Genomic DNA, 23,499 nt, shown 5'->3' with positions numbered 1-23,499 from the left:
TGGAACGCGTATTGGCGCTCGGCGTAAAGACGGTGCAACTGCGCGTGAAGGACGCGGCACCAGGCCCGCTTCGAGAAGAAATCGAACGGGCGGTGGCGGCCGGCCGTCGTCACGACGCCCGCGTGTTCATCAACGATTACTGGCGCGAGGCCGCGCAGGCCGGCGCTTACGGCGTGCATTTGGGGCAGGAAGACCTCGAAACGGCCGATCTGGCGGCGATCGCGCAATCGGGGATGCGGCTAGGTTTATCCACGCACGGCTACTACGAAATGCTGCGGGCGTTGCATTTCCGGCCGAGCTACCTCGCGTTCGGCGCCGTGTTCCCCACCGGCACGAAGGCTGTCGCCACTGCGCCGCAGGGCCTGGCGCGGCTCGAACGCTATGTTCGGCTCCTTCGGGAGCACATCCCGCTCGTCGCGATCGGCGGCATCGACCTTGCGCGCCTGCCCTCGGTGCTAGCGACCGGCGTGGGCAGCGCGGCGCTCGTCAGCGCGATCACCGTAGCCGCCGATCCGGAGCAGGCGGTCGCACAATTACAGCAAGCTTTCACGCCGTAGCGCATGCGCAACACGCGGGCGGGCGAGCGGCGCGGGCAACGCACCGTTGCACGGACGGTAACGGTGGTGTCAACACAGGGTAATCGCTGAGGCCCTATAATTCCGCTTCCGCGTAATAGGAAAGTCCGCTTCGTGCCGCCTTCATCCTCCGAGCCTATTCTCGAGCTTCGCAACGTCGACTTCGGTTACGACGTAGATCGTCTCGTTCTCTCGAACCTGACCATGCGCTTCGAGCGCGGTCAGGTCGTCGCCGTCATGGGCGGCTCCGGTGGCGGCAAGACCACGGTCTTGCGTCTGATCGGCGGTCTCGAGCGGGCGCGCCGCGGAGAAGTGCTGTTCCAGGGGCGCGATGTCGGCAAGCAAACGCGCGAGGGCTTGTATGCCTTGCGCCGCAAGATGGGGATGCTGTTCCAGTTCGGCGCGCTGTTCACCGACATGTCGGTGTTCGAGAACGTCGCGTTCGCACTGCGCGAACACACCGATCTGCCCGAAGCGCTCATTCGCGATCTCGTCCTCATGAAGCTCAATGCCGTGGGGCTGCGCGGGGCGCGCGATCTCGCACCGTCGCAGATTTCGGGCGGCATGGCGCGGCGCGTCGCGCTGGCGCGCGCCATCGCGCTCGATCCGGAATTGATGATGTACGACGAGCCGTTCGCCGGACTCGACCCGATTTCGATGGGGATCACGGCGAATCTCATCCGCACGCTGAATCAGGCGCTGGGCGCCACCTCGATCCTTGTCACGCACGACGTGCCCGAATCGTTCGCGATCGCCGATTACGTCTACTTCCTGGCCAACGGGTCGGTCCTTGCCCACGGCACGCCCGCGCAGTTGCGCGAATCGGTCGATCCGACCGTGCGGCAGTTCATCGACGGCGCCCCCGACGGCCCCTTCCGTTTCCACTACCCGGCGCAAGCGACGCTCGCGGCGGATTTCGGCTTGGGGGAGCGGGCATGATCAGCGCACTCGGACGTTGGGTCATCGGTCGCATCCTACGCGCGGGCTACGCGACGCGGCTGTTTCTGCGTGTCGTGCTGGAAGGGCTGCGGCTGTTGCGCCGGCCTGGGCTCGTCATCAAGCAGATTTTCTTCGTCGGCAACTACTCGTTCATCATCATCGCGGTATCCGGGTTGTTCGTCGGCTTCGTGCTGGGCCTGCAGGGCTACTACACGCTGAATCGCTATGGGTCGGAGCAGGCGCTCGGGCTGCTTGTCGCGCTGTCGCTCGTGCGCGAACTCGGGCCCGTCGTGACCGCGCTGCTGTTCGCGGGCCGCGCCGGGACGTCGCTCACGGCGGAAATCGGCCTGATGAAAGCGGGCGAGCAACTGACCGCGCTCGAGATGATGGCCGTCGATCCGGTGGCCACCGTGCTGGCGCCGCGCATGTGGGCGGGCATCATCGCCATGCCGATCCTCGCGGCGATCTTCAGCGCGGTGGGCGTGCTCGGGGGCTATGTTGTCGGCGTGCTGCTGATCGGCGTCGATTCCGGCGCGTTCTGGTCGCAAATGCAAGGCGGGGTGGACGTGTGGCGCGACGTGGGCAACGGTGTCGTCAAGAGCATCGTGTTCGGCTTCGCGGTGACGTTCGTCGCACTATTCCAAGGCTACGAAGCCAAGGCGACACCGGAAGGCGTGTCGCTCGCGACGACGCGCACGGTTGTCTATGCGTCGCTCGCCGTGCTCGGTCTCGATTTCCTGCTAACTGCGCTAATGTTCAGCTGACGCGTTCGGCGTCGCGCGCCGCTTAAAGCCAATTTCTCTTTGTTGGAATGACGATGAAAAAGACTGTTCTCGACTTCTGGGTCGGCTTGTTCGTGCTGCTGGGCTTGGTCGCCGTGCTGTTTCTGGCGCTCAAGGTCGGCAACATGAGCTCGCTGTCGTTCGAGGCGAGCTATCCCGTCAAGCTCAAGTTCGACAACATCGGCGGCCTGAAGGTGCGTGCGCCCGTGAAGAGCGCGGGGGTTGTCGTCGGTCGGGTGGGGTCGATCGGCTTCGATTCGAATACGTATCAAGCCGTGGTCACGATCGATATCGACAAGCAGTATCAGTTTCCGAAGGATACGTCGGCCAAGATCCTGACCTCGGGGCTGCTCGGCGAGCAATACATCGGGCTGGAGCCCGGCGGCGACTCCGAGATGCTGAAGGCGGGCGACACGATCTCGATGACGCAATCGGCCATCGTCCTCGAAAACCTGATTTCGACCTTTCTTTACAGCAAGGCCGCCGATGCGGGCGGCGCGAAAGCCGCGCCCGCGCCGGCGCCCGCACCCGCTTCGAGCACCCCGGCCGCTTCGAGCACCCCGGCCGCGGCTAGCGCGCCCGCGGCCGCTAGCGCGGGCAACTGATCGAGTTACAAAACAAGTGTGAGTCAACGGAGAACAATAATGCGAATCACGCGCGCCAAGTATGCGGCGCTGGGGCTGGTCGCTGCGGCATTGGCCGGCTGCGCGTCCGTCCAGACGCCGACGCCGGGCGATCCGCTCGAGGGACTGAACCGGACCGTCTTCAAATTCAACGACACGCTCGATACCTACGCCCTCAAGCCTGTCGCGAAGGGGTACAAGTGGGCGGTGCCGCAACCCGTGCGTTCGAGCGTCACGAATTTCTTCTCGAACATCGGCGATGTTTATGTCGCCGCCAACGAGCTGCTCGAGCTGAAGATCGCCGACGGCGTGGGCGACGTCATGCGTGTCGTCATCAATACGGTGTTCGGCGTCGGCGGCCTGTTCGATGTCGCGACGGCCGCTCGGCTGCCGAAGCACTCGGCCGACTTCGGCGTGACGCTCGGCCACTACGGCGTTCCGTCGGGCCCGTATCTCGTGTTGCCGCTGCTCGGCCCGAGCACGGTGCGCGACGCGGCGGGGCTCGCGGTCGATTACTACGGCAATCCGCTCAGCTATGTGCATCCGTCGAGCGTGAGTTGGGCGTTGTACGGGGTGAACCTCGTCAATACGCGCGCCAACTTGCTGACGACGGTCGACGTGCTGTCGGCCGCCGCGATCGACAAATACTCGTTCATCCGCAACGCATACCTGCAACGCCGCCAGTTCTTGATCACGGGCGGCGACGGCGCGGATAGCGTCCCCAATTACGACGATTCGCTGCCGAAGTACGATGACGGTTCGCAGCCGGCCGCGGCCTCGGGTGCCGAGGGGGCTTCCGCGCCGGCTGGCTCGTCCGCGCCCGCTGCGCCGGCGGACGGGGCGAGCGGGGCGAAGGGCGACGGCCAGACGGTGCCGGGGCAGCAGTATGTGCCGCCTCCGCACGGCGGGCTGCCGTCGCTGCACCTGCCGCGCTGAGCCCGGCATTGAGATGAGCCGAGCGCGGTAACGATTCGATACGAATGTTGCCGCGCATCTAGAGCCGGCCTCGAACTTGCATGGCATGCTGGGTTCGAACTCCGGTTCCTCGAAATTTAAGGATCGACGATGAAAAAATACTTCTGGTTTGCTTTGTTTTCGGCGTTGCTTTCGGTGAGTAGCGGCAGCTTCGCTCAGACGGTCGACACGAATTCGCCCGACGGTATGATCAAAACGGTCACGGGCCAGGTGCTCGACGAGATCAAGAGCGATGCGACGATCAAGAGCGGCGACATCAACAAGATCACGCAGGTCGTGAACCAAAAAATCCTGCCGTACACGGACTTCCGCCGTACGACGCAACTGGCGATGGGCCGCGCCTGGCGTACCGCCACGCCGCAGCAGCGCGATCAAATGGTCGAGCAGTTCAAGATGCTGCTGATTCGCACGTACTCGGGCGCACTGTCGCAAGTGCGCGACCAAACGGTGCAATTCAAGCCGTTCCGGGCCGATCCGGGCGCGACCGACGTCGTCGTGCGTTCGACGGTCATGAACAACGGCCAACCGGTCGAACTCGACTACCGCCTGTACAAGACGCCGCAAGGCTGGCGCGTCTACGATCTGAACGTGGCCGGTGCATGGCTGATCCAGGCGTATCAGCAGCAATTCGCCGAGAAGATCAACCAAGGCGGCGTCGACGGCCTGCTGCAGTTCCTGACGCAGCGCAACGAGCAGCTCGCCGCGGGCAAGCAACCGTCATGAGCCTCGACACGAGCCGGTTCGCCACAGGCGCGACGCTCACGCATGCGAGCGCGACGAGCGCGCTCGCGGCGGGCCTGGCCCGCATCGAAGCGGGTGCGACGGCGGTAGATTGCGCGCCGTTGACGCAATTCGATTCGTCGGCACTGGCCGTGCTGCTTGCCTGGCGTCGCGCCGCGCAGGCGCGCGGCCAGGCGCTCGATATCGTGAACGTGCCCAGCAGCCTCGCGAGTCTCGCGCAGGTCTACGGCATCGACGCACTCGTCGCGGCGCCGCGTGCGGCCGCACCCGCCAGCGCGTAATACGCCCAATAGCGCCCGTCGGCGCCCATTAGTGTCCGTTAGTGTCCGCCAGTGCGCAGTAGGATTCACCCGGGACGCCGGGCCGCGCCGAGCGTGGCGCGCGACGGCTCCCCGGCGCCAAAACGGCGCCCCTGCCCGAGCCGGCCGCGAGGCCCGGTGGGCGATCCCGACTTAGCCTATAATCAACCGTTTTTCGGGCGGCCGATCGGCACGGTGTTTGCCAATGATGCGGCGCCGGCTCACGCCCGATCGTGCCGCGCAATCGGTACGAGTCCGGGCACGAATCACGTCTAAACGAAGGCGCGCCGCCGATAACGGCCGCGCACATCCATGTCAGCGATAGAAATCCGCAACGTCAAGAAGCGCTATAAGGCGCTGCAAGCGCTCAAGGGCGTCAGCTTGACGGTCGAGGAGGGCGAGTTTTTCGGCCTGCTCGGCCCCAACGGCGCGGGCAAGACCACCCTCATCAGTATTCTCGCGGGGCTGGCGCGTGCCGACGAAGGCAGCGTGTCGATTCGGGGGCATGATGTTGTCGCCGATTTCCGGCAGGCGCGGCGCGCGCTCGGCGTCGTGCCGCAGGAACTCGTCTTCGATCCGTTCTTTTCGGTGCGCGAGACGCTGCGCATCCAATCGGGTTACTACGGGCTGCATCGCAACGACGATTGGATCGACGAAGTCATGGCCAATCTCGATCTGATCGAGAAGGCCGATGCGAACATGCGAGCGCTGTCGGGCGGCATGAAACGGCGCGTGCTCGTCGCACAGGCGCTCGTGCACCGTCCGCCTGTCATCGTGCTCGACGAGCCGACGGCCGGCGTGGATGTCGAGTTGCGCCAAACGCTGTGGAAATTTATTTCGCGATTGAATCGCGAAGGGCACACGATCGTGCTCACGACGCATTACTTGGAAGAAGCGGAACAGCTGTGCGATCGCATCGCGATGTTGCGGCGTGGCGAGGTGGTGGCGCTCGACCGCACGAGCGCGCTGCTGCAACGGTTCGCCGGCATGCAATTGTTCGTGCGCTTTGCGCAAGGGATGCTGCCGACAGAGCTGCGCGCACTCGAAATCGAGCCGTCGGCGCCGGGGGCGCGGCAGCACTTGTTGCGCCTGTCGAGCTACGACGATGTCGAGCGCATTCTCGCCCAGTGCCGTGCGGCAGGCTGCACGTTCGAGGAAATCGACGTCCGCAAGGCCGATCTCGAGGATGTTTTCGTCCAATTGATGAACGCCCCCGAACTCGTAGAGGGCCTGGCATGAAGTGCCCCCACGTTCACTTTCGTTCACTGTCGACCGGAGTTTGCGCTTCAGCGCTTACTCCGGTCCCATGCAAAGCTCCCCCCGAGGGGGCCGCTGCCGTCCACGGCCGGCTTGGCAGAGCCGGCCGGCTCCGCAGGCGCGGAGCGGTGCTCCGCAGGCGCGGAGCGGTGCTCCGCGAATTCCCTGCTACGCCCCTTGGGGCGGCCCGACGGGAGGCACCATGAGCGGCTTCCGCACCCTCTTCTACAAAGAGATCCTGCGCTTTTGGAAGGTGTCGTTCCAAACGGTGCTCGCGCCCGTCATCACAGCGCTGCTGTATCTGACGATCTTCGGCCACGCGCTGCGCGGGCACGTCGAAGTCTACCCGGGCGTGGAGTACACGAGCTTCCTGATTCCGGGCCTCGTGATGATGAGCGTGCTACAGAACGCTTTCGCGAATAGTTCGTCGTCGCTGATCCAATCGAAGATCACCGGCAACCTCGTGTTCGTGCTGCTGCCGCCGCTCACCTATTGGGAGATGTACGGCGCCTACGTACTCGCATCGGTCGTGCGCGGCCTGGCCGTGGGCTGCGGCGTGTTCGTCGTCACGATCTGGTTCATCCCCGTGAAGTTCGCGGCGCCGCTTTACATCATCGCCTTCGCCGTGCTCGGCTCGGCGATCCTCGGCACGCTCGGGCTCATCGCCGGAATCTGGGCCGAAAAGTTCGATCAGCTCGCGGCATTTCAAAACTTCTTGATCATGCCGCTCACGTTTCTGTCGGGCGTGTTCTATTCGACGCATACGCTGCCGCCGATCTGGCGCGAGGTGTCGCGGCTGAACCCGTTTTTTTACATGATCGACGGCTTTCGTTACGGGTTTTTCGGCTTGTCCGATATCGACCCTTTGGCGAGTCTGGCTGTCGTCGGCGGATTTTTCGCGCTGATCGCCGTACTCGCGATGCGTTTGCTCGCGTCCGGCTACAAGCTGCGCTATTGAATCGGAAAGGAGTCCACCATGTTGCCGACCCCCGATCAGGTCAAGCAATACATCGAGGCAGGGCTCGCCTGCCGCCATCTCGAAGTCGAAGGCGACGGTCAGCACTTTTTTGCGACGATCGTCTCCGACGCCTTCGAAGGCAAGCGTCTCATCCAGCGGCACCAACTCGTTTATGCGGCGCTCGGCGAGCGCATGCGGCAAGAAATCCACGCGCTGAGCATGAAGACGCTCACGCCGGCGGAATGGCAGAACGGATAATTTGAGAAATCTGAGCGTGCGTATTACACAAGATTCACGCGACGCCGGCAGCGGCGCCGCCACGGAGGCCCGAACGGGGCAAATCAGCATGGACAAGCTCGTGATCGAAGGCGGTCGGCCGCTTGCCGGCGAAGTCGCTATCTCCGGCGCAAAGAACGCGGCCCTGCCGATTCTGTGCGCCAGCCTGTTGACCGCCGAGCCGCTGCACCTCGATAACGTGCCCGATCTGCAGGACGTTCGCACTACGTTGAAGCTGCTGGCGCAGATGGGCGTGCGCGAGGATCGCTCGTCGACGCATCTGACGCTCGATGCGGGCGCGGTGGACAACCCGGTCGCGCCGTACGAACTCGTCAAGACGATGCGCGCGTCGATCCTCGTGCTCGGCCCGCTCGTCGCGCGCTTCGGGCATGCGAAGGTGTCGTTGCCGGGCGGCTGCGCGATCGGCGCGCGTCCGGTCGATCAGCACATCAAGGGCCTGCAGGCGATGGGGGCCGAGATCAGCATCGAGCACGGCTATATCGAAGCGCGTGCGCCGCGTCTCAAAGGCGCGCGCATCATGACGGACATGATTACCGTCACGGGCACCGAAAACTTGCTGATGGCGGCGGTGCTGGCCGACGGCGAAACCGTACTCGAAAACGCGGCGCGCGAGCCCGAAGTGGGCGATCTGGCTCAGTTGCTCGTGAGCATGGGTGCGAAGATCGAAGGCATCGGCACCGATCGGCTCGTGATTCAAGGCGTCGAGAAGCTGCACGGGGCTCGCCATATGGTGATTCCCGACCGCATCGAAGCCGGTACGTTCCTGTGCGCGGTAGCGGCGGCGGGCGGCGATGTCACGCTGCGCCGCGTGCGGCCGATCACGCTCGAGGCGGTCACGATGAAGCTGCGCGAAGCCGGTGTGACGATCGAGGAAGGCGAGGACTGGATCCGCGTGCGCATGGCGCAGCGCCCGAAGGCCGTGTCGTTCCGTACGTCCGAATACCCCGCGTTTCCGACCGATATGCAGGCGCAGTTCATGGCGCTCAATGCGATCGCCGAGGGCACCGCGCAAGTGGTCGAAACCATCTTCGAAAACCGCTTCATGCACGTGCAGGAACTGAACCGGCTGGGCGCGCACATCACGATCGACGGCAACACGGCGCTCGTGACCGGGGTGCCGCGCCTGTCGGGTGCGACGGTGATGGCCACCGATCTGCGCGCATCGGCGAGCCTCGTCATTGCCGGGCTGACGGCCGAGGGCGAAACGCTCGTCGATCGCATTTATCACCTCGATCGCGGCTACGACCGCATGGAAGAAAAGCTGACGGCGATCGGCGCACGCGTGCGCCGCGTGTCGGATCGGTCCGTGCCCGCATCGGAGAACCACGCATGAGTACGCTTGATACGACGCCGTTGACGCTCGCGCTGTCGAAGGGACGGATCTTCGAGGAGACCTTGCCGCTGCTGGCGGCTGCCGGCGTGCACGTGACCGAGGACCCGGAAACGTCCCGGAAGCTGATTCTTCCGACGAGTGCGCCCAATTTGCGTGTCATCATCGTGCGTGCGACCGACGTGCCGACCTACGTGGAATACGGCGCGGCCGATTTCGGCGTGGCGGGCAAGGACGTCTTGCTCGAGCACGGCGGATCGGGGCTGTATCAGCCGATCGATCTGAACATCGCGCGGTGCCGCATGTCGGTGGCTGTGAAGGCGGGCTTCGATTACGCCAATGCGGTGCGCCAAGGCGCGCGCCTGCGCGTGGCGACGAAATACGTGCAGACCGCGCGCGAGCATTTCGCGGCGAAGGGCGTGCATGTCGATCTGATCAAGCTGTATGGGTCGATGGAATTGGCGCCGCTCGTCGGCTTGGCCGATGCGATCGTCGACCTCGTCAGCTCGGGTGGAACGCTGCGCGCGAACGATCTTGTCGAGGTGGAGGAAATCATGCAGATCTCCTCGCGCCTCGTGGTGAACCAAGCGGCGCTGAAGTTGAAGCGCGCCGCGCTGGCGCCGCTGCTCGACGCGTTCGGGCAAGCGTCGCAGCGCACGGCGTAGAGCGCCTGACGCGGGCCGGGCCCGTGGCGCGCCCCTGCGCGCACCGCCCGGCACGTGCATGACCGAAACGGATACCAGCATGCCACTGACCATTCGCAAACTCGATTCGAGCGCCGACGGTTTCGCCGCCAAGCTCGCCGGCGTGCTCGCCTTCGAGGCGAGCGAGGACGAAGCGATCGACCGCTCGGTCGCGCAGATTCTCGCCGATGTCAAAGCGCGCGGCGATGCCGCCGTGCTCGAATACACCAACCGGTTCGACCGGCTCTCGGCCGCGAGCGTGGCCGCGCTCGAGCTGCCGGCGAGCGAACTCGAAGCGGCGCTCGACGCGCTCGAGCCGAAGCGCCGCGCGGCGCTCGAAGCCGCCGCGGCGCGCGTGCGCGCCTACCACGAGAAGCAAAAGATCGAATGCGGCAGCCATAGCTGGCAGTACACGGAAGCCGACGGCACCGTGCTCGGCCAAAAGGTCACGCCGCTCGATCGCGCCGGCATCTATGTGCCGGGCGGCAAGGCCGCGTATCCGTCGTCGGTGCTCATGAACGCCATTCCGGCGCGCGTGGCCGGCGTGCGCGAAATTGTGATGGTCGTGCCGACCCCGGACGGCGTGCGCAACCCGCTCGTCCTGGCGGCTGCGCTGCTCGGCGGCGTGGATCGCGTGTTCACGATCGGCGGTGCGCAGGCCGTGGGCGCCCTGGCTTACGGCACCGAGACGCTGCCGGCCGTCGATAAGATCTGCGGCCCGGGCAATGCCTATGTGGCGGCGGCCAAGCGACGCGTGTTCGGCACGGTTGGCATCGACATGATCGCCGGCCCCTCGGAAATTCTCGTGCTGTGCGACGGCACGACGGACCCGCGCTGGGTGGCGATGGATCTGTTCTCGCAAGCCGAACACGACGAGCTGGCCCAGTCGATCCTGCTGTGTCCCGACGATGCGTTCATCGCGCGCGTGCAAGAGGCGATCGTCGAGCTGCTGCCGACGATGCCGCGCCGCGACGTGATCGAGCGCTCGCTCGTCGATCGCGGAGCGCTCGTCAAAGTGCGCGATATGGCCGAGGCCTGCGCGATCGCCAATCAAATCGCCCCGGAGCACTTGGAGATTTCCGCGCTCGATCCGCATCAATGGGCGAAGGAGATTCGTCACGCGGGCGCCATTTTCCTGGGCCGCTATACGAGCGAGAGCCTGGGCGATTATTGCGCCGGGCCCAACCACGTCTTGCCCACGTCCCGCACCGCGCGTTTTTCGTCGCCGCTCGGCGTGTACGACTTCTTCAAGCGCTCGAGCGTGATCGAGGTGAGCGCCGAGGGGGCGCAAACGCTCGGCGAAATCGCGGCCGAACTCGCGTACGGCGAAGGTCTACCGGCGCACGCGCGCAGCGCCGAATACCGAATGAAGCAAAACGGCTGAATTCACCATGACGACACCGCAAGACATCGTCCGCCCCGACGTATTGTCGATGACGACCTACGCGGTCGCCGACGCAACGGGCTACGTGAAGCTCGATGCGATGGAGAACCCGTACCCGCTGCCCGCGGCGCTCGCCGCGCAACTGGGCGAGGTGCTGGCCGGCGTGGCGCTCAACCGCTACCCGGCACCGCGGCCCGCGGCGCTGATCGACAAACTCAAGCGGACGATGGGGGTGCCGGCCGGCGCCGACGTGCTGCTCGGCAACGGTTCGGACGAGTTGATCAGCATGATCGCCGTCGCCTGCGCGAAGCCGGGGGCAAAGTTGCTGGCGCCCGTTCCGGGTTTCGTCATGTACCAGATGTCGGCGAAATTCGCGCAGCTCGAATTCGTCGGTGTGCCGCATCGCGCCGATCTGACGCTCGATATCGACGCGATGCTGGCCGCTATTGCCGAGCATCGGCCCGCCATCATTTATCTGGCTTACCCAAACAATCCCACGGGCACGCTCTACGCGGACGCCGACATCGAGCGCATCATCGCCCGCGCGAAGGGCAGCAGCCTCGTCGTGATCGACGAGGCCTACCAGCCGTTCGCCGAAAAAAGCTGGCTCGGCCGCGTGCTCGATCACGAGAATGTCGTCGTCATGCGCACGGTCTCGAAGCTGGGCTTGGCCGGGATTCGGTTGGGATACCTCGTCGGTGCGCCGGTTTGGTTAAACGAGTTCGACAAAGTGCGTCCGCCGTACAACGTGAACGTGCTGACGCAAGCGGCCGCCGAATTCATGCTCGATCATGTCGATGTTCTGGAGGCGCAAGCCGCCGAGCTGCGGGCTGAGCGCGCCACCTTGGCGGCTGCATTGGCGGCATTGCCGGGCACGTTCGTGTTCCCGAGCGCGGCCAATTTCCTGCTCGTTCGCATGCCGGACGCCGATACCGCGTTCGCCGCGCTGCTCGAGGCGAAGGTTTTTGTCAAAAACGTGGGTAAAATGCACCCATTGCTTGCGAATTGCCTGCGTTTGACCGTCGGCACGCCTGCCGAGAATGCTCAAATGCTCGGCGCGCTTCGGCAAGCGCTGAAATAAAAGTCACTTAGAGGTTTTACATGCGCGTAGCGGAAGTGTTTCGCGATACCAGCGAGACGAAGATCCGTGTGAAGCTGGATCTGGACGGCACCGGCCGGCAAAAGCTGGCAACGGGCGTCCCGTTCCTCGACCATATGCTCGATCAGATTGCCCGTCATGGTCTGATCGACCTCGATATCGAGGCGCATGGCGATTTGCATATCGACGACCACCATACGGTGGAAGACACCGGCATCACGCTCGGCATGGCCGTGGCCAAAGCGATCGGCGACAAGAAAGGCATTCGCCGCTACGGTCACGCCTACGTGCCGCTCGACGAGGCGCTGTCGCGCGTCGTCATCGATTTCTCGGGCCGTCCGGGGCTCGAGTTCCACGTGCCGTTTACGCGGGCGCGGATCGGCACCTTCGACGTGGATCTGTCGATCGAGTTTTTCCGCGGTTTCGTCAATCACGCGGGCGTGACGCTGCACATCGACAACCTGCGCGGCATCAACGCGCACCATCAGCTGGAAACGGTGTTCAAGGCGTTCGGCCGCGCGCTGCGCATGGCCGTGGAGCTCGACGAGCGTGCGGCGGGGCAGATTCCGTCCACCAAGGGCAGTCTGTAAGCAGACCCTATCCACGGCTGGAACGACGGACCGATGCGCCGCCCGACGGCGGGCGCAGGCTTGCGATGGATCTTCTCAAATCGTTTATTTCACTGCTGGCGCTGATCAATCCCGTCGGCGCGGTGCCGTTTTTCTTGAGCCTCACGTCGGAGCATTCCGACGCGGAGCGGCGCCGCACGATCCGCATCGCCTCGATTTCGGTGTTTTGCGTGATCGCGATCACGACGTTGCTCGGGCAGCAGATCATTAGTTTTTTCGGCATCTCGGTGGGCTCGCTGGAAGTAGGCGGCGGCATCATCATGCTGCTCATGGCCGTGAACATGCTCAATGCGCAGGTCGGCAATACGCGTGCGACGGCCGAGGAGCGCGACGAGGCCGAATCGAAGAACAGCATCGCGGTCGTGCCGCTGGCTATTCCGTTGCTGACGGGGCCCGGCACGATCAGCACGGTGATCGTCTATTCGGCCAACGCGGCGCACTGGTTCGACCGCATCGGGCTCGTGGCGATCGGTGCCGTGATCGCCGTGATCTGCTTCGGGGCGCTGAGGCTTGCCGATCCGATCGCCCGCTGGGTGGGCCAAACGGGGATCAACATCGGTACGCGGCTCATGGGTCTGATGTTGTCGGCGCTGGCGGTGGAGTTCATCGTCGACGGATTGAAGGCATTGCTGCCTAACTTGCGCTGAAAGGCGCTGCTTGCGATGAAAAAGATTGCGATTGTGGATTACGGGATGGGCAACCTGCGCTCGGTGTACCAGGCGCTGAAGAAGGCCGCTCCCGAAGTGGACGTGGCGATCGTCGATCGCCCCGAGGGGATTCGCGCAGCCGATCGCATCGTGCTGCCGGGCCAAGGCGCGATGCCCGACTGCATGCGCTGCCTCGGCGAATCGGGGCTGCAGGAGGCGGTGCTGGAAGCCTCGCGTGCAAAGCCGCTCATGGGCGTATGCGTCGGCGAACAGATGCTGTTCGACTGGAGCGAGGAAGGCTCGACGCCCGGGCTCGGCCTGCTGCCGGGCAAAGTCGTGCGCTTCGCGCTGGAAGGCCGGTTGCAGGACGACGGTTCGCGCTTCAAGGTGCCGCAAATGGGCTGGAATCGCGTGCGGCAAACGCGCGCCCACCCGTTGTGGGCCGGCGTGGCGGACGGTGCGTTCTTTTACTTCGTTCACAGCTATTACGTCGTTCCCGAAAACCGCGAGCACACCGTGGGCGAAACCGACTACGGCACGACGTTTACGTCGGCCGTGGCGCGCGAAAACATCTTCGCGACGCAGTTTCACCCGGAAAAGAGCGCCGACACCGGCTTGCGCGTGTATCGTAATTTCGTCGACTGGAACCCATGAACACGGCGCCGCCGCTCGCGTGCGTTCGTCCGATGCGCCAGGCAAGCGGGCGGTGCCCTGAAAGACTTGTACTACACTAAGCGACACGGCTTTTCGGCGTCGGGGGCGAATGCGCACCCGGTGCTCGAGGGCTGCCGACATTCAACCTTCCAGACTTCACGCGATTGCTATGCTGCTGATTCCCGCCATCGACCTCAAGGACGGTCAGTGTGTGCGCCTTAAACAAGGCGATATGGACCAGGCGACGATATTTTCCGAGGACCCTGCGGCGATGGCCCGGCATTGGGTCGATCGGGGTGCCCGGCGGTTGCACCTCGTCGATCTGAACGGCGCGTTTGCCGGCAAGCCAAAGAACGAAGAGGCGATCCGCGCCATCATCGAAGAAGTCGGCCGCGAAATCCCGGTCCAGCTCGGCGGCGGTATCCGCGATCTGGAAACCATCGAGCGCTATCTCGACGACGGCCTGTCGTACGTCATCATCGGCACGGCCGCGGTGAAGAACCCTGGCTTTTTGCAAGATGCCTGCACGGCGTTCGGCGGCCATATCATCGTCGGGCTCGATGCGAAGGACGGCAAGGTCGCAACAGACGGCTGGAGCAAGCTCACGGGCCATGAAGTGGTCGATCTGGCGCAAAAGTTCGAAGATTACGGCTGCGAGTCGATCATCTATACCGACATCGGGCGCGACGGCATGCTGCAAGGCATCAATATCGAGGCCACGGTGCGTCTGGCGCGCGCGGTGAAAATTCCCGTGATCGCGAGCGGCGGGTTGTCGAACTTGGCCGATATCGACGCGCTGTGCGAAGTCGAAGACGAGGGCATCGAGGGCGTGATCTGCGGGCGCGCGATCTACTCGGGCGATCTCGATTTCGCCGCCGCGCAAACGCGTGCCGACGCGCTGCGCGAATCGGACGACGCCTAATGCGCAGTGCGCGCGCCGCCGTTCGGTCCTGCGGCGGCGCCGGCTAGGACATCCCGCCCGCCACGGCTTTATGCCGTCCGCTTTGCCGCGGGCGGCCCACTTTGCGGCATTTGCACCATCATGGCTCTAGCTAAACGCATTATTCCCTGCCTGGACGTGACCGCCGGCCGCGTCGTCAAAGGCGTCAATTTCGTCGAGTTGCGCGATGCCGGCGATCCCGTCGAAATCGCGCGCCGCTACGACGAGCAAGGCGCCGACGAACTGACGTTCTTGGACATCACGGCCACGTCCGACCAGCGCGACCTGATCCTGCCGATCATCGAAGCGGTGGCGGCTCAAGTCTTCATTCCGCTGACGGTGGGCGGGGGCGTGCGCGCGGTGGAAGACGTGCGGCGCTTGCTCAACGCGGGCGCGGACAAGGTCAGCATGAACTCGTCCGCGGTGGCGCGTCCCGAACTCGTGCGCGAGGCCGCGCAAAAGTACGGATCGCAATGCATCGTCGTTGCGATCGACGCCAAGCGCGTCTCGGGCGAAGGCGAACCGGCGCGCTGGGAGGTGTTCACGCACGGCGGGCGCAAGGCGACGGGGCTCGATGCCGTGCAATGGGCCAAGCAGATGGCCGAATACGGCGCCGGCGAGATCCTGCTCACGAGCATGGACCGCGATGGCACGAAAAGCGGCTTCGATCTGGCGCTGACGCGCGCGGTATCGGATGCCGTGCCGGTGCCGGTGATCGCCTCGGGCGGTGTCGGCTCGCTGAAGGATCTGGCCGACGGCATCGTGGAAGGTCGCGCCGATGCCGTGCTGGCCGCCAGCATCTTCCACTATGGCGAACACACCGTCGGCGAAGCCAAGCGCTTCATGGCCGAACGCGGTATCCCCGTAAGGCAATCATGACTGCTCCCGCCGAAATGAACTGGCTCGACAAGGTGCAATGGGACGCCAACGGGCTCGTGCCCGTCATCGCGCAGGAGGCGACGACGGGCGACGTGCTTATGTTCGCGTGGATGAATCGCGAGGCGTTGGCCAAGACGATCGAGACGGGCCGCGCCGTCTACTTCTCGCGTTCGCGCCAGCGCTTGTGGTTCAAGGGAGAAGAGTCCGGCCACGTGCAGCAGGTGCGCGAAGTGCGGCTCGATTGCGATGAGGACGTGGTCTTGCTCAAGGTCGAACAAGTGTCGGGCATTGCGTGCCACACTGGGCGCCACTCCTGCTTTTTCCAGAAATTCGAAGGCACGGTGGACGAGGGCGACTGGGTTGCCGTCGATCCCGTGCTGAAAGACCCTGAACAGATCTACCGATGACGCAACCCACCCAAACGACGGCCGCGGGCACCGCGGCTGCGACGACGCAAGACACGCTGCTGCGCCTGGCGGCCGTGATCGACGGCCGCAAGGGCGGCGATCCGGAAGTCTCGTACGTCTCGCGCTTGTTTCATAAGGGCGACGACGCCGTGCTCAAGAAGATCGGCGAAGAGGCGACGGAAGTCGTGCTGGCCGCGAAGGACGTGCGCCAGGGCGGCGCGCCTGCCGCGCTCGTCGGCGAAGTGGCCGACCTCTGGTTTCACTGCCTCGTCATGCTCTCGCACTACGATCTGAGCCCCGCGGACGTCATCGCGGAACTCGAGCGGCGCGAAGGGCTGTCGGGGATCGAAGAGAAAGCGATGCGCAAGCGTCGCGAACGCGAGGAAAACGGCGGCTGAACGGAGGAGAAGATGGAGCAACGACCTGGCATGCCCGTCTCTTACCCCGCCCCCGATGAGCGGGGCGACCTGCGCACGCTGACGCACATCCTGTATGGGCTGTTTGCCTTGCATTGGTTCACGGGCGGCGTCTCGATCATCATCGCGATCATCATCGCCTACCTGAAGCGGGACGATGCGGCGGGCACGGCGTATGAAGCGCACTTCACATGGCTGATCCGTTCCTTTTGGCTCGGCCTCGTCGGGTATGTTGTCGGAGGGGTGCTCATTTTCGCGATCATCGGCTTCGCCGTGCTGGCGGCCGTGTCGATTTGGCTGCTGTACCGTATCGTGAAGGGCTGGCTGTACCTGTACGAGAATAAGCCGCTCGAGCCGCGGGCGTGGGTTTGACGTCCACGGCGCACCGCGCATTCGCTTCGCCACCAGGAAGACCATGAGTCACGACAACTGCATTTTCTGCAAAATCGCATCGGGCGAGATCCCGAGCACGAAGGTTCACGAAGACGAGGAATTCGTCGCGTTCAAGGATATTCACCCGGCTGCCGAAACGCACGTGCTCGTCATTCCCCGAAAACACGTCGAAACCCTGTCCAATTGCAGCGAAAGCGATGCGCCGCTGCTTGGTAAAATGATGATTCTGGTGGCACGGCTGGCCGACGAACTCGGTTGCGCGTACACCGGCGGCGAAACGGGGTTTCGAACGGTCATCAATACGGGGCCGGGCGGCGGGCAGGAGGTCTACCACTTGCACGCGCACATTCTCGCCGGTCCGCGTCCGTGGAAGCGGATGGGATAAGGCGCGGCGCGCCCCACTGCCGCATCGATCGACAGGGAGCGTTAGCGCTCCGATTACGGTCGCAAGGCCGGTATTTTTGCCGCCGCATGGCGTGGCGGCAAGGCTTGGGAGATTCTCATGGGTTCGTTCAGTATTTGGCACTGGTTGATCGTGCTGTTGATCGTGGCGCTTGTGTTCGGCACAAAACGCCTGCGCAGCATCGGCAGCGATTTGGGTAGCGCGGTAAAAGGCTTCAAAGAGGGCATGAAGGACGCCGACACGCCATCGTCGTCCGCCCCGGCCGAAGCCGAGCGGCGCGAGCTGCCCCGTTCGAATACGATCGACGTCGAGGCCAAGGAAAAGACGCGTTCGAACGATTACCGCTAAGCGCCGGCCGCGCGCGGTACAGCGCGGCCCGAGTGCAGCCCCAGCGCGGATCGGCACCACCCGTACACCTGTATAACCGCACCACCGATAACGGACGACTCAACCTCTCCCATGCTCGATCTCGGACTCACGAAGATGGCGCTGATCGGCGTGGTGGCGCTCGTCGTGCTCGGCCCCGAGCGCCTGCCGCGCGTCGCGCGCACGGCGGGTGCGCTGTTCGGCCGTGCCCAGCGCTATATCAACGACGTCAAGGCCGAGGTCACGCGGGAGATCGAACTCGATCACCTGCGGCAGATGAAGACCGAATTCGAATCGGCCGCGCGCAACGTCGAGAATTCGATTCACGACAACTTGCGCAAGCACGAAGCGGAACTGAACGACGCATTTCGCAACGGTACGTCCGTTTCCCCGAGTATCGCCGGCGGGGCGGCGGGGGAGGATCTGGGGGCCGGCGATCGCGCGACGGGCGATCCCGCGGTTTCGTCGTGGCGCACCACAGCGCCTCCCAGCGTGAAACGAGTGAGCTGGCGCGCCAAGCGCGCAGCCGCGCCTGTCTGGTACAAGCGCGTCGCTCGCCAGCGCACGCACGTACAATCGGGCGCCGCGCGCGTGGCGCGGCATACCCCCGCGAGCCTGCGCAAGCAGCGACGTTTTCTTTGACGCCGTCCATGCCCATCGACGGCTTCCCACTTCCGATCTTTCGACGCTTCGCGCGTCGATCTCATTAAGAGGGCCGGTGTGAGCGACCCCCAGCATAAGCAGGACGAAGGCGCAGAAGAGTCGTTCATCTCGCATCTCGTCGAGTTACGCGACCGTATCATCAAGGCGGGCGCCGCCGTCATCGTGGTGTTTCTCTGTCTCGTCTATTGGGCGACGGACATCTTCAAGCTGCTGGCGCGGCCGTTGATGGAAAATCTCCCGAAGGGGGGACGCATGATCGTGACCGACGTGACCGGCTCGTTCTTCGTGCCGGTGAAGGTGACGATGCTCGTGGCGCTCGTGATCGCCTTGCCGATCGTGCTTTATCAGATCTGGGCGTTCGTGGCGCCGGGGCTGTACCAACACGAGAAGAAGCTCGTCGCGCCGCTTGTCGGCAGCAGCTACATCCTGTTCCTGTGCGGGATGTCGTTCGCTTACTTCGTCGTGTTCCCCACTATTTTTCGCGTCATGGCGCACTACAACGCGCCGCTCGATGTCCAGATGTCCACCGACATCGACAATTACTTGAGTTTCGTCCTGTCGATGTTCATCGCGTTCGGGGTCACCTTCGAGGTGCCGATCATCGTCGTGTTGCTCGTGCGGATGCGCGTGCTGACGATCAAGAAACTGCGCAGCATTCGTCCGTATGTCGTGGTGGGCGCGTTCATCGTGGCCGCCGTCGTCACGCCGCCGGATGTCTTTTCCCAACTGATTCTCGCGTTGCCGTTGATCGTGCTCTACGAGGCGGGGATCATCGCTGCCAGGCTGATCGTCGGTAAGGATCAGCCTGTTGCCGAGGAAGAAGGCGCGACGAGCTAGGGACTCGGCGCGTTGGCGCTACGCCCGGCTCGCGACCTTTCATTCCTCCTGCTGCGCATCGCTACCGTCGTCTTGGTTGTTCTCGCTCTGCTTGGGCGGCGGCGGACGCTTGCCGATCGTGATGACGACATTCATCTCTTTCTTCTTACGCATGAGTTTGACGTCGGCTTGAGTGCCGGGTTTGATCTGCGCGATCAGATTCAAGAGCCGCGTGGTATCGGTGATGTCCTGGCCGTTCACCTCGAGCAGGACGTCGCCCGGCTTGATGCCGGCTTTGTCCGCCGGGCCGCCTTGTAGCACGCCGGCCACGATCGTGCCGCGCTGCTCGAGCCCGAACGATTCGGCGATCGCCGGCGTGACATCCTGCGGCTCGACGCCGATCCACCCACGGGTGACCGAACCCGTCGTGATGATGCTTTCGAGGACGCTGCGCGCGGTAGAGACGGGAATCGCGAAACCGATGCCGAGCGAGCCGCCCGAGCGCGAGTAGATCGCCGTATTGATGCCGAGCAGATTGCCGCTGGAGTCGACAAGGGCTCCGCCCGAATTGCCGGGGTTGATCGGGGCATCGGTCTGGATGAAGTTCTCGAAGGTGTTGATGCCGAGGTGATTGCGTCCCAGCGCGCTGATAATGCCCATCGTGACCGTCTGGCCCACGCCGAAGGGATTGCCGATGGCAAGCACGACGTCGCCCACCCGGACTTGGTCCATGCGGCCGAGCGTGATCGAGGGTAGGCTCGTCATGTTGATCTTGAGCACGGCCAGGTCTGTTTCCGGATCGACGCCGATCACTTTGGCATTCGTGCGGCGGCCATCGGCCAAGGCGACTTCGATTTCGTCCGCCCCGTCCACGACATGTTCGTTCGTTAGAATGTAGCCTTCCGGGCTGACGATCACGCCCGAACCGAGGTTGGTCGCCGTCTCGTCCTCGGGCTGCTTGTCCTGTTGCTGATTTTTAGGATTGCCGAAGAAGTAACGAAACAGCGGATCCTTTGCATGCGGATTCGGCGGCGTGGATCCGGCTTTGCCCGAGAACACGTTGACGACGGCCGGCATGGCTTTTTGCGCCGCATCGGCATACGAGGCCATCGCGGGCCCCGAACCGGAACCCGGCGCCACTTCGCGCAGTGCGACGATCGGAGAGGCGAGCTGTTTGCCGAATTGCCCTTGATGCTCGAGCCATTGCGGCTTGAGCGTCACTACGATGAACCAAAGTGCGAGCAGCACCGTCACCGCTTGGGCGAAGAGCAACCAGAAGCGTCTAAGCATTTGAAGAATCGAGGTTTCTATGGATCGGATCGAACTTGAATTGTACTTGAACGACTTGCTTCAGATCGGTCGTTTCAAGGACTACAGCCCCAACGGCTTGCAAGTGGAGGGCCGGCGGCGCATCGAAAAGATCGCGACGGGCGTGACCGCGTCGCTCGCGTTCTTGCAGGCAGCCACCGAGTGGGGGGCCGATGCCGTCCTCGTTCACCATGGCTATTTCTGGCGCAACGAGGCGCCGCAGATCACGGGCCGCAAGTACCGGCGGCTCAAGCAACTGATCGACAACGAGATCAGCCTGTTCGCCTACCATCTGCCGCTCGACGATCATCCCGAGTTCGGCAACAACGCGCAACTGGGCGCGCGGCTCGGATTGATTGGCGACACGCGTTTCGGCGCCGACGCCTTGGGTTGGATGACCACCTTGCCGATGCCGGTTTCGCTCGCGCATTTCGCGGCGCAGGTCGAGCATACCCTCGGGCGTGCGCCGCTCTTGCTGGGCGACGCCGAGTCCGAACTGCGCCGGATCGCCTGGTGCACGGGCGGGGCGCAAAGCTATTTCGAGGCGGCGATCGATGCCGGCGCGGACGTCTACTTGACGGGCGAGATCTCGGAGCAGATCACCCATATTGCCGCCGAAAGCGGCGTTGCGTTTCTTGCTGCGGGGCATCATGCGACGGAGCGATACGGCGTTCAGGCGCTCGGTGCACACCTCTCGGAGCGCTTCGACATTGAGCATCTTTTTATCGATATCGATAATCCGGTGTGACGCAGTGCCGCAATTTGCGCAAATGACGCCGCGATTTTTGCGGTTTGAATGAGGCAAAAGCATAGCGCAATAAGCATGCCGATACCGGCCCGTGCTGCCGCCATATGAGGTACGCTGGCTGCATGCGTGGTTAAATGAAATGCTTAACGAGGAAATGACGGCGAATTGCCCCGCTGGGGTGCGGGGAAACCCTTAAGAATCAACGCTTCGCACGGTTTTTGTCGCACGGCTCTTGTAAATGGCGACTCCATTCGCGCAAACTAGCGCCGGTGGCAAAAGCGGTGACCGAAATCCAACTCAGAAGTGGGGCGTGTGATGCGAGATAAAGAAGATGAACGCGTCGACAGCAGCCGCCGTACCTGGCTGATTACGACGACCGCAGTAGGCGGCTGCGGAGCAGTTGCCGCCGTCATACCTTTCGTGGACTCCTTAGAGCCATCGGCGAAGGCCAAAGCGGGCGGCGCGCCCGTCGAAGTGGATATCAGCGGATTGAAGCCCGGCGAGTTGATGACCGTGTCTTGGCGCGGCAAGCCGGTTTGGATTTTGAACCGCACGGCGGACATGTTGGCCGACGTCAAAAAGGCCGATGGGGAAGTGGCGGATCCGAAGTCGGAAAACCCGTTCTCCATGCCGATGCCGAAGTACGCGCAGAACGAATACCGGTCGCGCGCCGATCATCAGAACATCCTTGTCGTCGTGGCGGTCTGCACGCACCTGGGCTGCACGCCGACGCCGCGTTTCACCCCGGGCGCTCAAGCGAACCTGCCCGACAACTGGCCGGGCGGCTTTCTGTGCCCCTGCCATGGTTCGACCTACGATTTGGACGGCCGCGTTTTCAAAAACAAGCCCGCCCCCCAGAACCTCGACGTTCCCCGCTACATGTTCACGTCGCCCACGACGATCGTGATCGGCAAAGACGAAGAAGGAGAGGCGTAAATGGCGACAACGGAAAAGCAGGTGGAAACGACGGGCCTGGCCGGCTGGATCGACCGGCGGTTCCCGATGACGTCGACTTGGAAAGCGCACTTATCCGAGTACTACGCCCCGAAAAACTTCAACTTCTGGTACTTCTTCGGTTCGCTGGCGCTGCTCGTACTCGTGAACCAGATCGTCACGGGCATCTTCCTGACGATGAACTACAAGCCCGATTCGCAGCTCGCGTTCGCCTCGGTCGAGTACATCATGCGCGAGGTGCCGTGGGGCTGGCTGATCCGCTACATGCACTCCACGGGCGCGTCGATGTTCTTCGTCGTCGTCTATCTGCATATGTTTCGCGGGCTCATGTACGGCTCGTACCGCAAGCCGCGCGAACTCGTGTGGATCTTCGGCTGCGCAATCTTTTTGTGTTTGATGGCCGAAGCGTTCTTCGGCTACCTGCTGCCCTGGGGCCAGATGTCGTACTGGGGCGCGCAGGTGATCGTGAATTTGTTCTCGGCGATCCCGTTCGTCGGTCCCGATCTGTCGCTGTGGATCCGGGGCGATTACGTGGTGTCGGACATCACGTTGAACCGCTTCTTCGCGTTTCACGTGATCGCGATCCCGCTCGTGCTGCTCGGGCTCGTGTTCGTGCATATCGTGGCGCTGCACGAGGTGGGTTCGAACAATCCCGACGGCATCGAAATCAAGGCCAAGAAGGATGCGAACGGCAAGCCGCTCGACGGCATTCCGTTCCACCCATACTACTCGGTGCACGATTTCTTCGGCGTGTGCGTGTTCTTGATGGTGTTCGCGGCGATTCTGTTCTTCGCGCCCGAGATGGGCGGCTACTTCCTCGAATCGAACAACTTCATTCCGGCGAACCCGCTGCAAACGCCGCCCGAGATCGCCCCGGTTTGGTACTTCACGGCGTTCTACGCGATGCTGCGCGCGACCACCGATCCGTTCAAGATCGTGTTGATGATCGTGGTCGGGCTGCTGGGGCTCTTGGCGCTCTTGCGCGCGCGGGGCAAGTGGCGCGTCGGCTTGCCGGTGCTGGCCGTGCTGCTGGTTCTGTTCATGGCCTTCACGGAAGCGAAGTTCTGGGGTGTCGTGGTGATGGGCTCGGCGGTGGTGTCGCTGTTCTTCCTGCCTTGGCTCGATCGCAGCCCGGTGAAGTCGATTCGCTATCGGCCGTTCTTCCACAAGGTGTTCTACGCAATCTTCGTGCTGGCGTTCCTGACGCTGGCGTTTTTGGGGACGAAGCCGCCTTCGCCGGCGGCGACGCTGATCGCTCAGATCTGCGCGCTGATCTACTTCGCGTTCTTCCTGGGCATGCCGTTCTGGACCCGGCTGGGGACGTTCAAGCAGCC

30 protein-coding genes are annotated in these 23,499 nt (G+C 63.7%); 29 read left to right on the top strand and 1 reads right to left on the bottom strand.

All coding sequences use genetic code 11. The features are described 5' to 3' along the window. The 26 genes from thiE to tatC form a co-directional block, all read left to right on the top strand. On the top strand, positions 1 to 557 hold a 557-nt coding region (thiE, locus tag ACTHN9_RS24620; RefSeq protein ID WP_440539431.1), incomplete at its 5' end, for a thiamine phosphate synthase. 132 nt (positions 558 to 689) lie between these two features. Continuing rightward, the gene (locus ACTHN9_RS24615) at positions 690 to 1,514 is read left to right on the top strand and encodes an ABC transporter ATP-binding protein (protein WP_440539430.1); all 825 of its coding nucleotides are present in this window, start codon (positions 690 to 692) and stop codon (positions 1,512 to 1,514) included. Further along, entirely contained in the window at positions 1,511 to 2,278 is a 768-nt protein-coding gene (gene mlaE / locus ACTHN9_RS24610; protein WP_440539429.1) for a lipid asymmetry maintenance ABC transporter permease subunit MlaE, read from the top strand. The genes ACTHN9_RS24615 and mlaE overlap by 4 nt, the downstream gene beginning before the upstream one ends. A gap of 47 nt (positions 2,279 to 2,325) precedes the next feature. After that, entirely contained in the window at positions 2,326 to 2,901 is a 576-nt protein-coding gene (mlaD, locus tag ACTHN9_RS24605) for an outer membrane lipid asymmetry maintenance protein MlaD (RefSeq protein ID WP_440539428.1), read from the top strand. A 39-nt stretch (positions 2,902 to 2,940) separates the two neighbouring features. Beyond that, entirely contained in the window at positions 2,941 to 3,855 is a 915-nt protein-coding gene (locus tag ACTHN9_RS24600; protein WP_440539427.1) for an MlaA family lipoprotein, read from the top strand. Positions 3,856 to 3,984: 129 nt separating this feature from the next. Then, on the top strand, positions 3,985 to 4,617 hold the full coding sequence (locus tag ACTHN9_RS24595; RefSeq protein ID WP_440539426.1) for an MlaC/ttg2D family ABC transporter substrate-binding protein: 633 nt from the start codon (positions 3,985 to 3,987) through the stop codon (positions 4,615 to 4,617). Then, positions 4,614 to 4,916 carry an STAS domain-containing protein gene (locus ACTHN9_RS24590; protein ID WP_440539425.1) on the top strand — a complete coding sequence of 101 codons (303 nt, stop codon included), beginning with the start codon at positions 4,614 to 4,616 and terminating at the stop codon, positions 4,914 to 4,916. The genes ACTHN9_RS24595 and ACTHN9_RS24590 overlap by 4 nt, the downstream gene beginning before the upstream one ends. A 330-nt stretch (positions 4,917 to 5,246) precedes the next feature. Beyond that, a complete protein-coding gene (locus ACTHN9_RS24585; RefSeq protein ID WP_440539424.1) occupies positions 5,247 to 6,173 on the top strand; it encodes an ABC transporter ATP-binding protein in 927 nt (308 codons plus the stop codon). 220 nt (positions 6,174 to 6,393) lie between these two features. Next, the gene (locus ACTHN9_RS24580; protein ID WP_440539423.1) at positions 6,394 to 7,149 is read left to right on the top strand and encodes an ABC transporter permease; all 756 of its coding nucleotides are present in this window, start codon (positions 6,394 to 6,396) and stop codon (positions 7,147 to 7,149) included. 18 nt (positions 7,150 to 7,167) lie between these two features. Then, positions 7,168 to 7,407, top strand: a complete 240-nt coding sequence (locus ACTHN9_RS24575; RefSeq protein ID WP_277430319.1) for a BolA family protein — start codon at positions 7,168 to 7,170, stop codon at positions 7,405 to 7,407. Positions 7,408 to 7,495: 88 nt separating this feature from the next. Further along, positions 7,496 to 8,779: a UDP-N-acetylglucosamine 1-carboxyvinyltransferase gene (gene murA / locus ACTHN9_RS24570; protein WP_440539432.1), complete on the top strand. Its 1,284-nt coding sequence runs from the start codon at positions 7,496 to 7,498 to the stop codon at positions 8,777 to 8,779. After that, the gene (gene hisG, locus ACTHN9_RS24565; RefSeq protein ID WP_440539422.1) at positions 8,776 to 9,441 is read left to right on the top strand and encodes an ATP phosphoribosyltransferase; all 666 of its coding nucleotides are present in this window, start codon (positions 8,776 to 8,778) and stop codon (positions 9,439 to 9,441) included. Before murA ends, hisG begins: the two co-directional genes overlap by 4 nt. 79 nt (positions 9,442 to 9,520) lie before the next feature. After that, positions 9,521 to 10,843, top strand: a complete 1,323-nt coding sequence (gene hisD / locus ACTHN9_RS24560) for a histidinol dehydrogenase (protein ID WP_440539421.1) — start codon at positions 9,521 to 9,523, stop codon at positions 10,841 to 10,843. 7 nt (positions 10,844 to 10,850) lie between these two features. Beyond that, positions 10,851 to 11,924, top strand: coding sequence for a histidinol-phosphate transaminase (hisC, locus tag ACTHN9_RS24555; protein ID WP_440539420.1), 1,074 nt, complete (start codon positions 10,851 to 10,853; stop codon positions 11,922 to 11,924). Between the two features lie 20 nt (positions 11,925 to 11,944). Beyond that, complete coding sequence (gene hisB, locus ACTHN9_RS24550; protein ID WP_440539419.1) at positions 11,945 to 12,532, top strand: imidazoleglycerol-phosphate dehydratase HisB; 588 nt, start codon at positions 11,945 to 11,947, stop codon at positions 12,530 to 12,532. Positions 12,533 to 12,597: 65 nt separating this feature from the next. Continuing rightward, the gene (locus ACTHN9_RS24545; protein ID WP_440539418.1) at positions 12,598 to 13,218 is read left to right on the top strand and encodes a MarC family protein; all 621 of its coding nucleotides are present in this window, start codon (positions 12,598 to 12,600) and stop codon (positions 13,216 to 13,218) included. A gap of 15 nt (positions 13,219 to 13,233) precedes the next feature. Continuing rightward, entirely contained in the window at positions 13,234 to 13,872 is a 639-nt protein-coding gene (gene hisH / locus ACTHN9_RS24540) for an imidazole glycerol phosphate synthase subunit HisH (protein ID WP_440539417.1), read from the top strand. A gap of 169 nt (positions 13,873 to 14,041) precedes the next feature. Then, positions 14,042 to 14,794: a 1-(5-phosphoribosyl)-5-[(5-phosphoribosylamino)methylideneamino]imidazole-4-carboxamide isomerase gene (hisA, locus tag ACTHN9_RS24535; RefSeq protein WP_440539416.1), complete on the top strand. Its 753-nt coding sequence runs from the start codon at positions 14,042 to 14,044 to the stop codon at positions 14,792 to 14,794. A gap of 120 nt (positions 14,795 to 14,914) precedes the next feature. Then, positions 14,915 to 15,691, top strand: a complete 777-nt coding sequence (gene hisF / locus ACTHN9_RS24530; RefSeq protein ID WP_440539415.1) for an imidazole glycerol phosphate synthase subunit HisF — start codon at positions 14,915 to 14,917, stop codon at positions 15,689 to 15,691. Then, positions 15,688 to 16,098: a phosphoribosyl-AMP cyclohydrolase gene (gene hisI, locus ACTHN9_RS24525; protein ID WP_440539414.1), complete on the top strand. Its 411-nt coding sequence runs from the start codon at positions 15,688 to 15,690 to the stop codon at positions 16,096 to 16,098. Before hisF ends, hisI begins: the two co-directional genes overlap by 4 nt. Beyond that, positions 16,095 to 16,496: a phosphoribosyl-ATP diphosphatase gene (locus tag ACTHN9_RS24520; RefSeq protein WP_440539413.1), complete on the top strand. Its 402-nt coding sequence runs from the start codon at positions 16,095 to 16,097 to the stop codon at positions 16,494 to 16,496. The genes hisI and ACTHN9_RS24520 overlap by 4 nt, the downstream gene beginning before the upstream one ends. A 12-nt stretch (positions 16,497 to 16,508) precedes the next feature. Continuing rightward, positions 16,509 to 16,886 (top strand): DUF4870 family protein, encoded by a 378-nt coding sequence (locus ACTHN9_RS24515; protein WP_440539412.1) that lies wholly within the window; start codon positions 16,509 to 16,511, stop codon positions 16,884 to 16,886. Between the two features lie 43 nt (positions 16,887 to 16,929). Next, on the top strand, positions 16,930 to 17,292 hold the full coding sequence (locus tag ACTHN9_RS24510; protein WP_440539411.1) for a histidine triad nucleotide-binding protein: 363 nt from the start codon (positions 16,930 to 16,932) through the stop codon (positions 17,290 to 17,292). A gap of 117 nt (positions 17,293 to 17,409) precedes the next feature. After that, positions 17,410 to 17,658, top strand: coding sequence for a Sec-independent protein translocase subunit TatA (gene tatA / locus ACTHN9_RS24505; RefSeq protein ID WP_440539410.1), 249 nt, complete (start codon positions 17,410 to 17,412; stop codon positions 17,656 to 17,658). 111 nt (positions 17,659 to 17,769) lie between these two features. Further along, the gene (gene tatB, locus ACTHN9_RS24500; protein ID WP_440539409.1) at positions 17,770 to 18,318 is read left to right on the top strand and encodes a Sec-independent protein translocase protein TatB; all 549 of its coding nucleotides are present in this window, start codon (positions 17,770 to 17,772) and stop codon (positions 18,316 to 18,318) included. 78 nt (positions 18,319 to 18,396) lie between these two features. Further along, positions 18,397 to 19,176, top strand: coding sequence for a twin-arginine translocase subunit TatC (gene tatC, locus ACTHN9_RS24495; protein ID WP_440539408.1), 780 nt, complete (start codon positions 18,397 to 18,399; stop codon positions 19,174 to 19,176). A gap of 39 nt (positions 19,177 to 19,215) precedes the next feature. On the opposite strand, the gene ACTHN9_RS24490 is transcribed toward tatC, so the two are convergent. Further along, complete coding sequence (locus ACTHN9_RS24490) at positions 19,216 to 20,445, bottom strand: Do family serine endopeptidase (RefSeq protein WP_440539407.1); 1,230 nt, start codon at positions 20,443 to 20,445, stop codon at positions 19,216 to 19,218. 19 nt (positions 20,446 to 20,464) lie between these two features. Here ACTHN9_RS24490 and ACTHN9_RS24485 point away from each other — a divergent pair, with 19 nt between their 5' ends. The 3 genes from ACTHN9_RS24485 to ACTHN9_RS24475 form a co-directional block, all read left to right on the top strand. Continuing rightward, positions 20,465 to 21,211, top strand: coding sequence for a Nif3-like dinuclear metal center hexameric protein (locus ACTHN9_RS24485; protein WP_440539406.1), 747 nt, complete (start codon positions 20,465 to 20,467; stop codon positions 21,209 to 21,211). A gap of 315 nt (positions 21,212 to 21,526) precedes the next feature. After that, positions 21,527 to 22,147, top strand: coding sequence for a ubiquinol-cytochrome c reductase iron-sulfur subunit (petA, locus tag ACTHN9_RS24480; protein WP_440539405.1), 621 nt, complete (start codon positions 21,527 to 21,529; stop codon positions 22,145 to 22,147). Then, a partial coding sequence (locus tag ACTHN9_RS24475; protein WP_440539404.1) for a cytochrome b occupies positions 22,148 to 23,499 on the top strand: 1,352 nt, incomplete at its 3' end. It lies immediately after the preceding gene.

The organism is Trinickia sp. (assembly GCF_051953405.1).
Lineage (GTDB): Bacteria > Pseudomonadota > Gammaproteobacteria > Burkholderiales > Burkholderiaceae > Trinickia.
This window is presented reverse-complemented; position numbering and strand designations above follow the sequence as displayed.

Excerpts from the sequence above, each read along its gene's own strand:
- mlaE (WP_440539429.1), top strand. The coding sequence starts at position 1,511 with ATGATCAGCGCACTCGGACGTTGGGTCATCGGTCGCATCCTACGCGCG.
- mlaD (WP_440539428.1), top strand. The coding sequence starts at position 2,326 with ATGACGATGAAAAAGACTGTTCTCGACTTCTGGGTCGGCTTGTTCGTG.
- ACTHN9_RS24600 (WP_440539427.1), top strand. The coding sequence starts at position 2,941 with ATGCGAATCACGCGCGCCAAGTATGCGGCGCTGGGGCTGGTCGCTGCG.
- ACTHN9_RS24595 (WP_440539426.1), top strand. The coding sequence starts at position 3,985 with ATGAAAAAATACTTCTGGTTTGCTTTGTTTTCGGCGTTGCTTTCGGTG.
- ACTHN9_RS24590 (WP_440539425.1), top strand. The coding sequence starts at position 4,614 with ATGAGCCTCGACACGAGCCGGTTCGCCACAGGCGCGACGCTCACGCAT.
- ACTHN9_RS24585 (WP_440539424.1), top strand. The coding sequence starts at position 5,247 with ATGTCAGCGATAGAAATCCGCAACGTCAAGAAGCGCTATAAGGCGCTG.
- ACTHN9_RS24580 (WP_440539423.1), top strand. The coding sequence starts at position 6,394 with ATGAGCGGCTTCCGCACCCTCTTCTACAAAGAGATCCTGCGCTTTTGG.
- ACTHN9_RS24575 (WP_277430319.1), top strand. The coding sequence starts at position 7,168 with ATGTTGCCGACCCCCGATCAGGTCAAGCAATACATCGAGGCAGGGCTC.
- murA (WP_440539432.1), top strand. The coding sequence starts at position 7,496 with ATGGACAAGCTCGTGATCGAAGGCGGTCGGCCGCTTGCCGGCGAAGTC.
- hisG (WP_440539422.1), top strand. The coding sequence starts at position 8,776 with ATGAGTACGCTTGATACGACGCCGTTGACGCTCGCGCTGTCGAAGGGA.
- hisD (WP_440539421.1), top strand. The coding sequence starts at position 9,521 with ATGCCACTGACCATTCGCAAACTCGATTCGAGCGCCGACGGTTTCGCC.
- hisC (WP_440539420.1), top strand. The coding sequence starts at position 10,851 with ATGACGACACCGCAAGACATCGTCCGCCCCGACGTATTGTCGATGACG.
- hisB (WP_440539419.1), top strand. The coding sequence starts at position 11,945 with ATGCGCGTAGCGGAAGTGTTTCGCGATACCAGCGAGACGAAGATCCGT.
- ACTHN9_RS24545 (WP_440539418.1), top strand. The coding sequence starts at position 12,598 with ATGGATCTTCTCAAATCGTTTATTTCACTGCTGGCGCTGATCAATCCC.
- hisH (WP_440539417.1), top strand. The coding sequence starts at position 13,234 with ATGAAAAAGATTGCGATTGTGGATTACGGGATGGGCAACCTGCGCTCG.
- hisA (WP_440539416.1), top strand. The coding sequence starts at position 14,042 with ATGCTGCTGATTCCCGCCATCGACCTCAAGGACGGTCAGTGTGTGCGC.
- hisF (WP_440539415.1), top strand. The coding sequence starts at position 14,915 with ATGGCTCTAGCTAAACGCATTATTCCCTGCCTGGACGTGACCGCCGGC.
- hisI (WP_440539414.1), top strand. The coding sequence starts at position 15,688 with ATGACTGCTCCCGCCGAAATGAACTGGCTCGACAAGGTGCAATGGGAC.
- ACTHN9_RS24520 (WP_440539413.1), top strand. The coding sequence starts at position 16,095 with ATGACGCAACCCACCCAAACGACGGCCGCGGGCACCGCGGCTGCGACG.
- ACTHN9_RS24515 (WP_440539412.1), top strand. The coding sequence starts at position 16,509 with ATGGAGCAACGACCTGGCATGCCCGTCTCTTACCCCGCCCCCGATGAG.
- ACTHN9_RS24510 (WP_440539411.1), top strand. The coding sequence starts at position 16,930 with ATGAGTCACGACAACTGCATTTTCTGCAAAATCGCATCGGGCGAGATC.
- tatA (WP_440539410.1), top strand. The coding sequence starts at position 17,410 with ATGGGTTCGTTCAGTATTTGGCACTGGTTGATCGTGCTGTTGATCGTG.
- tatB (WP_440539409.1), top strand. The coding sequence starts at position 17,770 with ATGCTCGATCTCGGACTCACGAAGATGGCGCTGATCGGCGTGGTGGCG.
- ACTHN9_RS24490 (WP_440539407.1), bottom strand. The coding sequence starts at position 20,445 with ATGCTTAGACGCTTCTGGTTGCTCTTCGCCCAAGCGGTGACGGTGCTG.
- ACTHN9_RS24485 (WP_440539406.1), top strand. The coding sequence starts at position 20,465 with ATGGATCGGATCGAACTTGAATTGTACTTGAACGACTTGCTTCAGATC.
- petA (WP_440539405.1), top strand. The coding sequence starts at position 21,527 with ATGCGAGATAAAGAAGATGAACGCGTCGACAGCAGCCGCCGTACCTGG.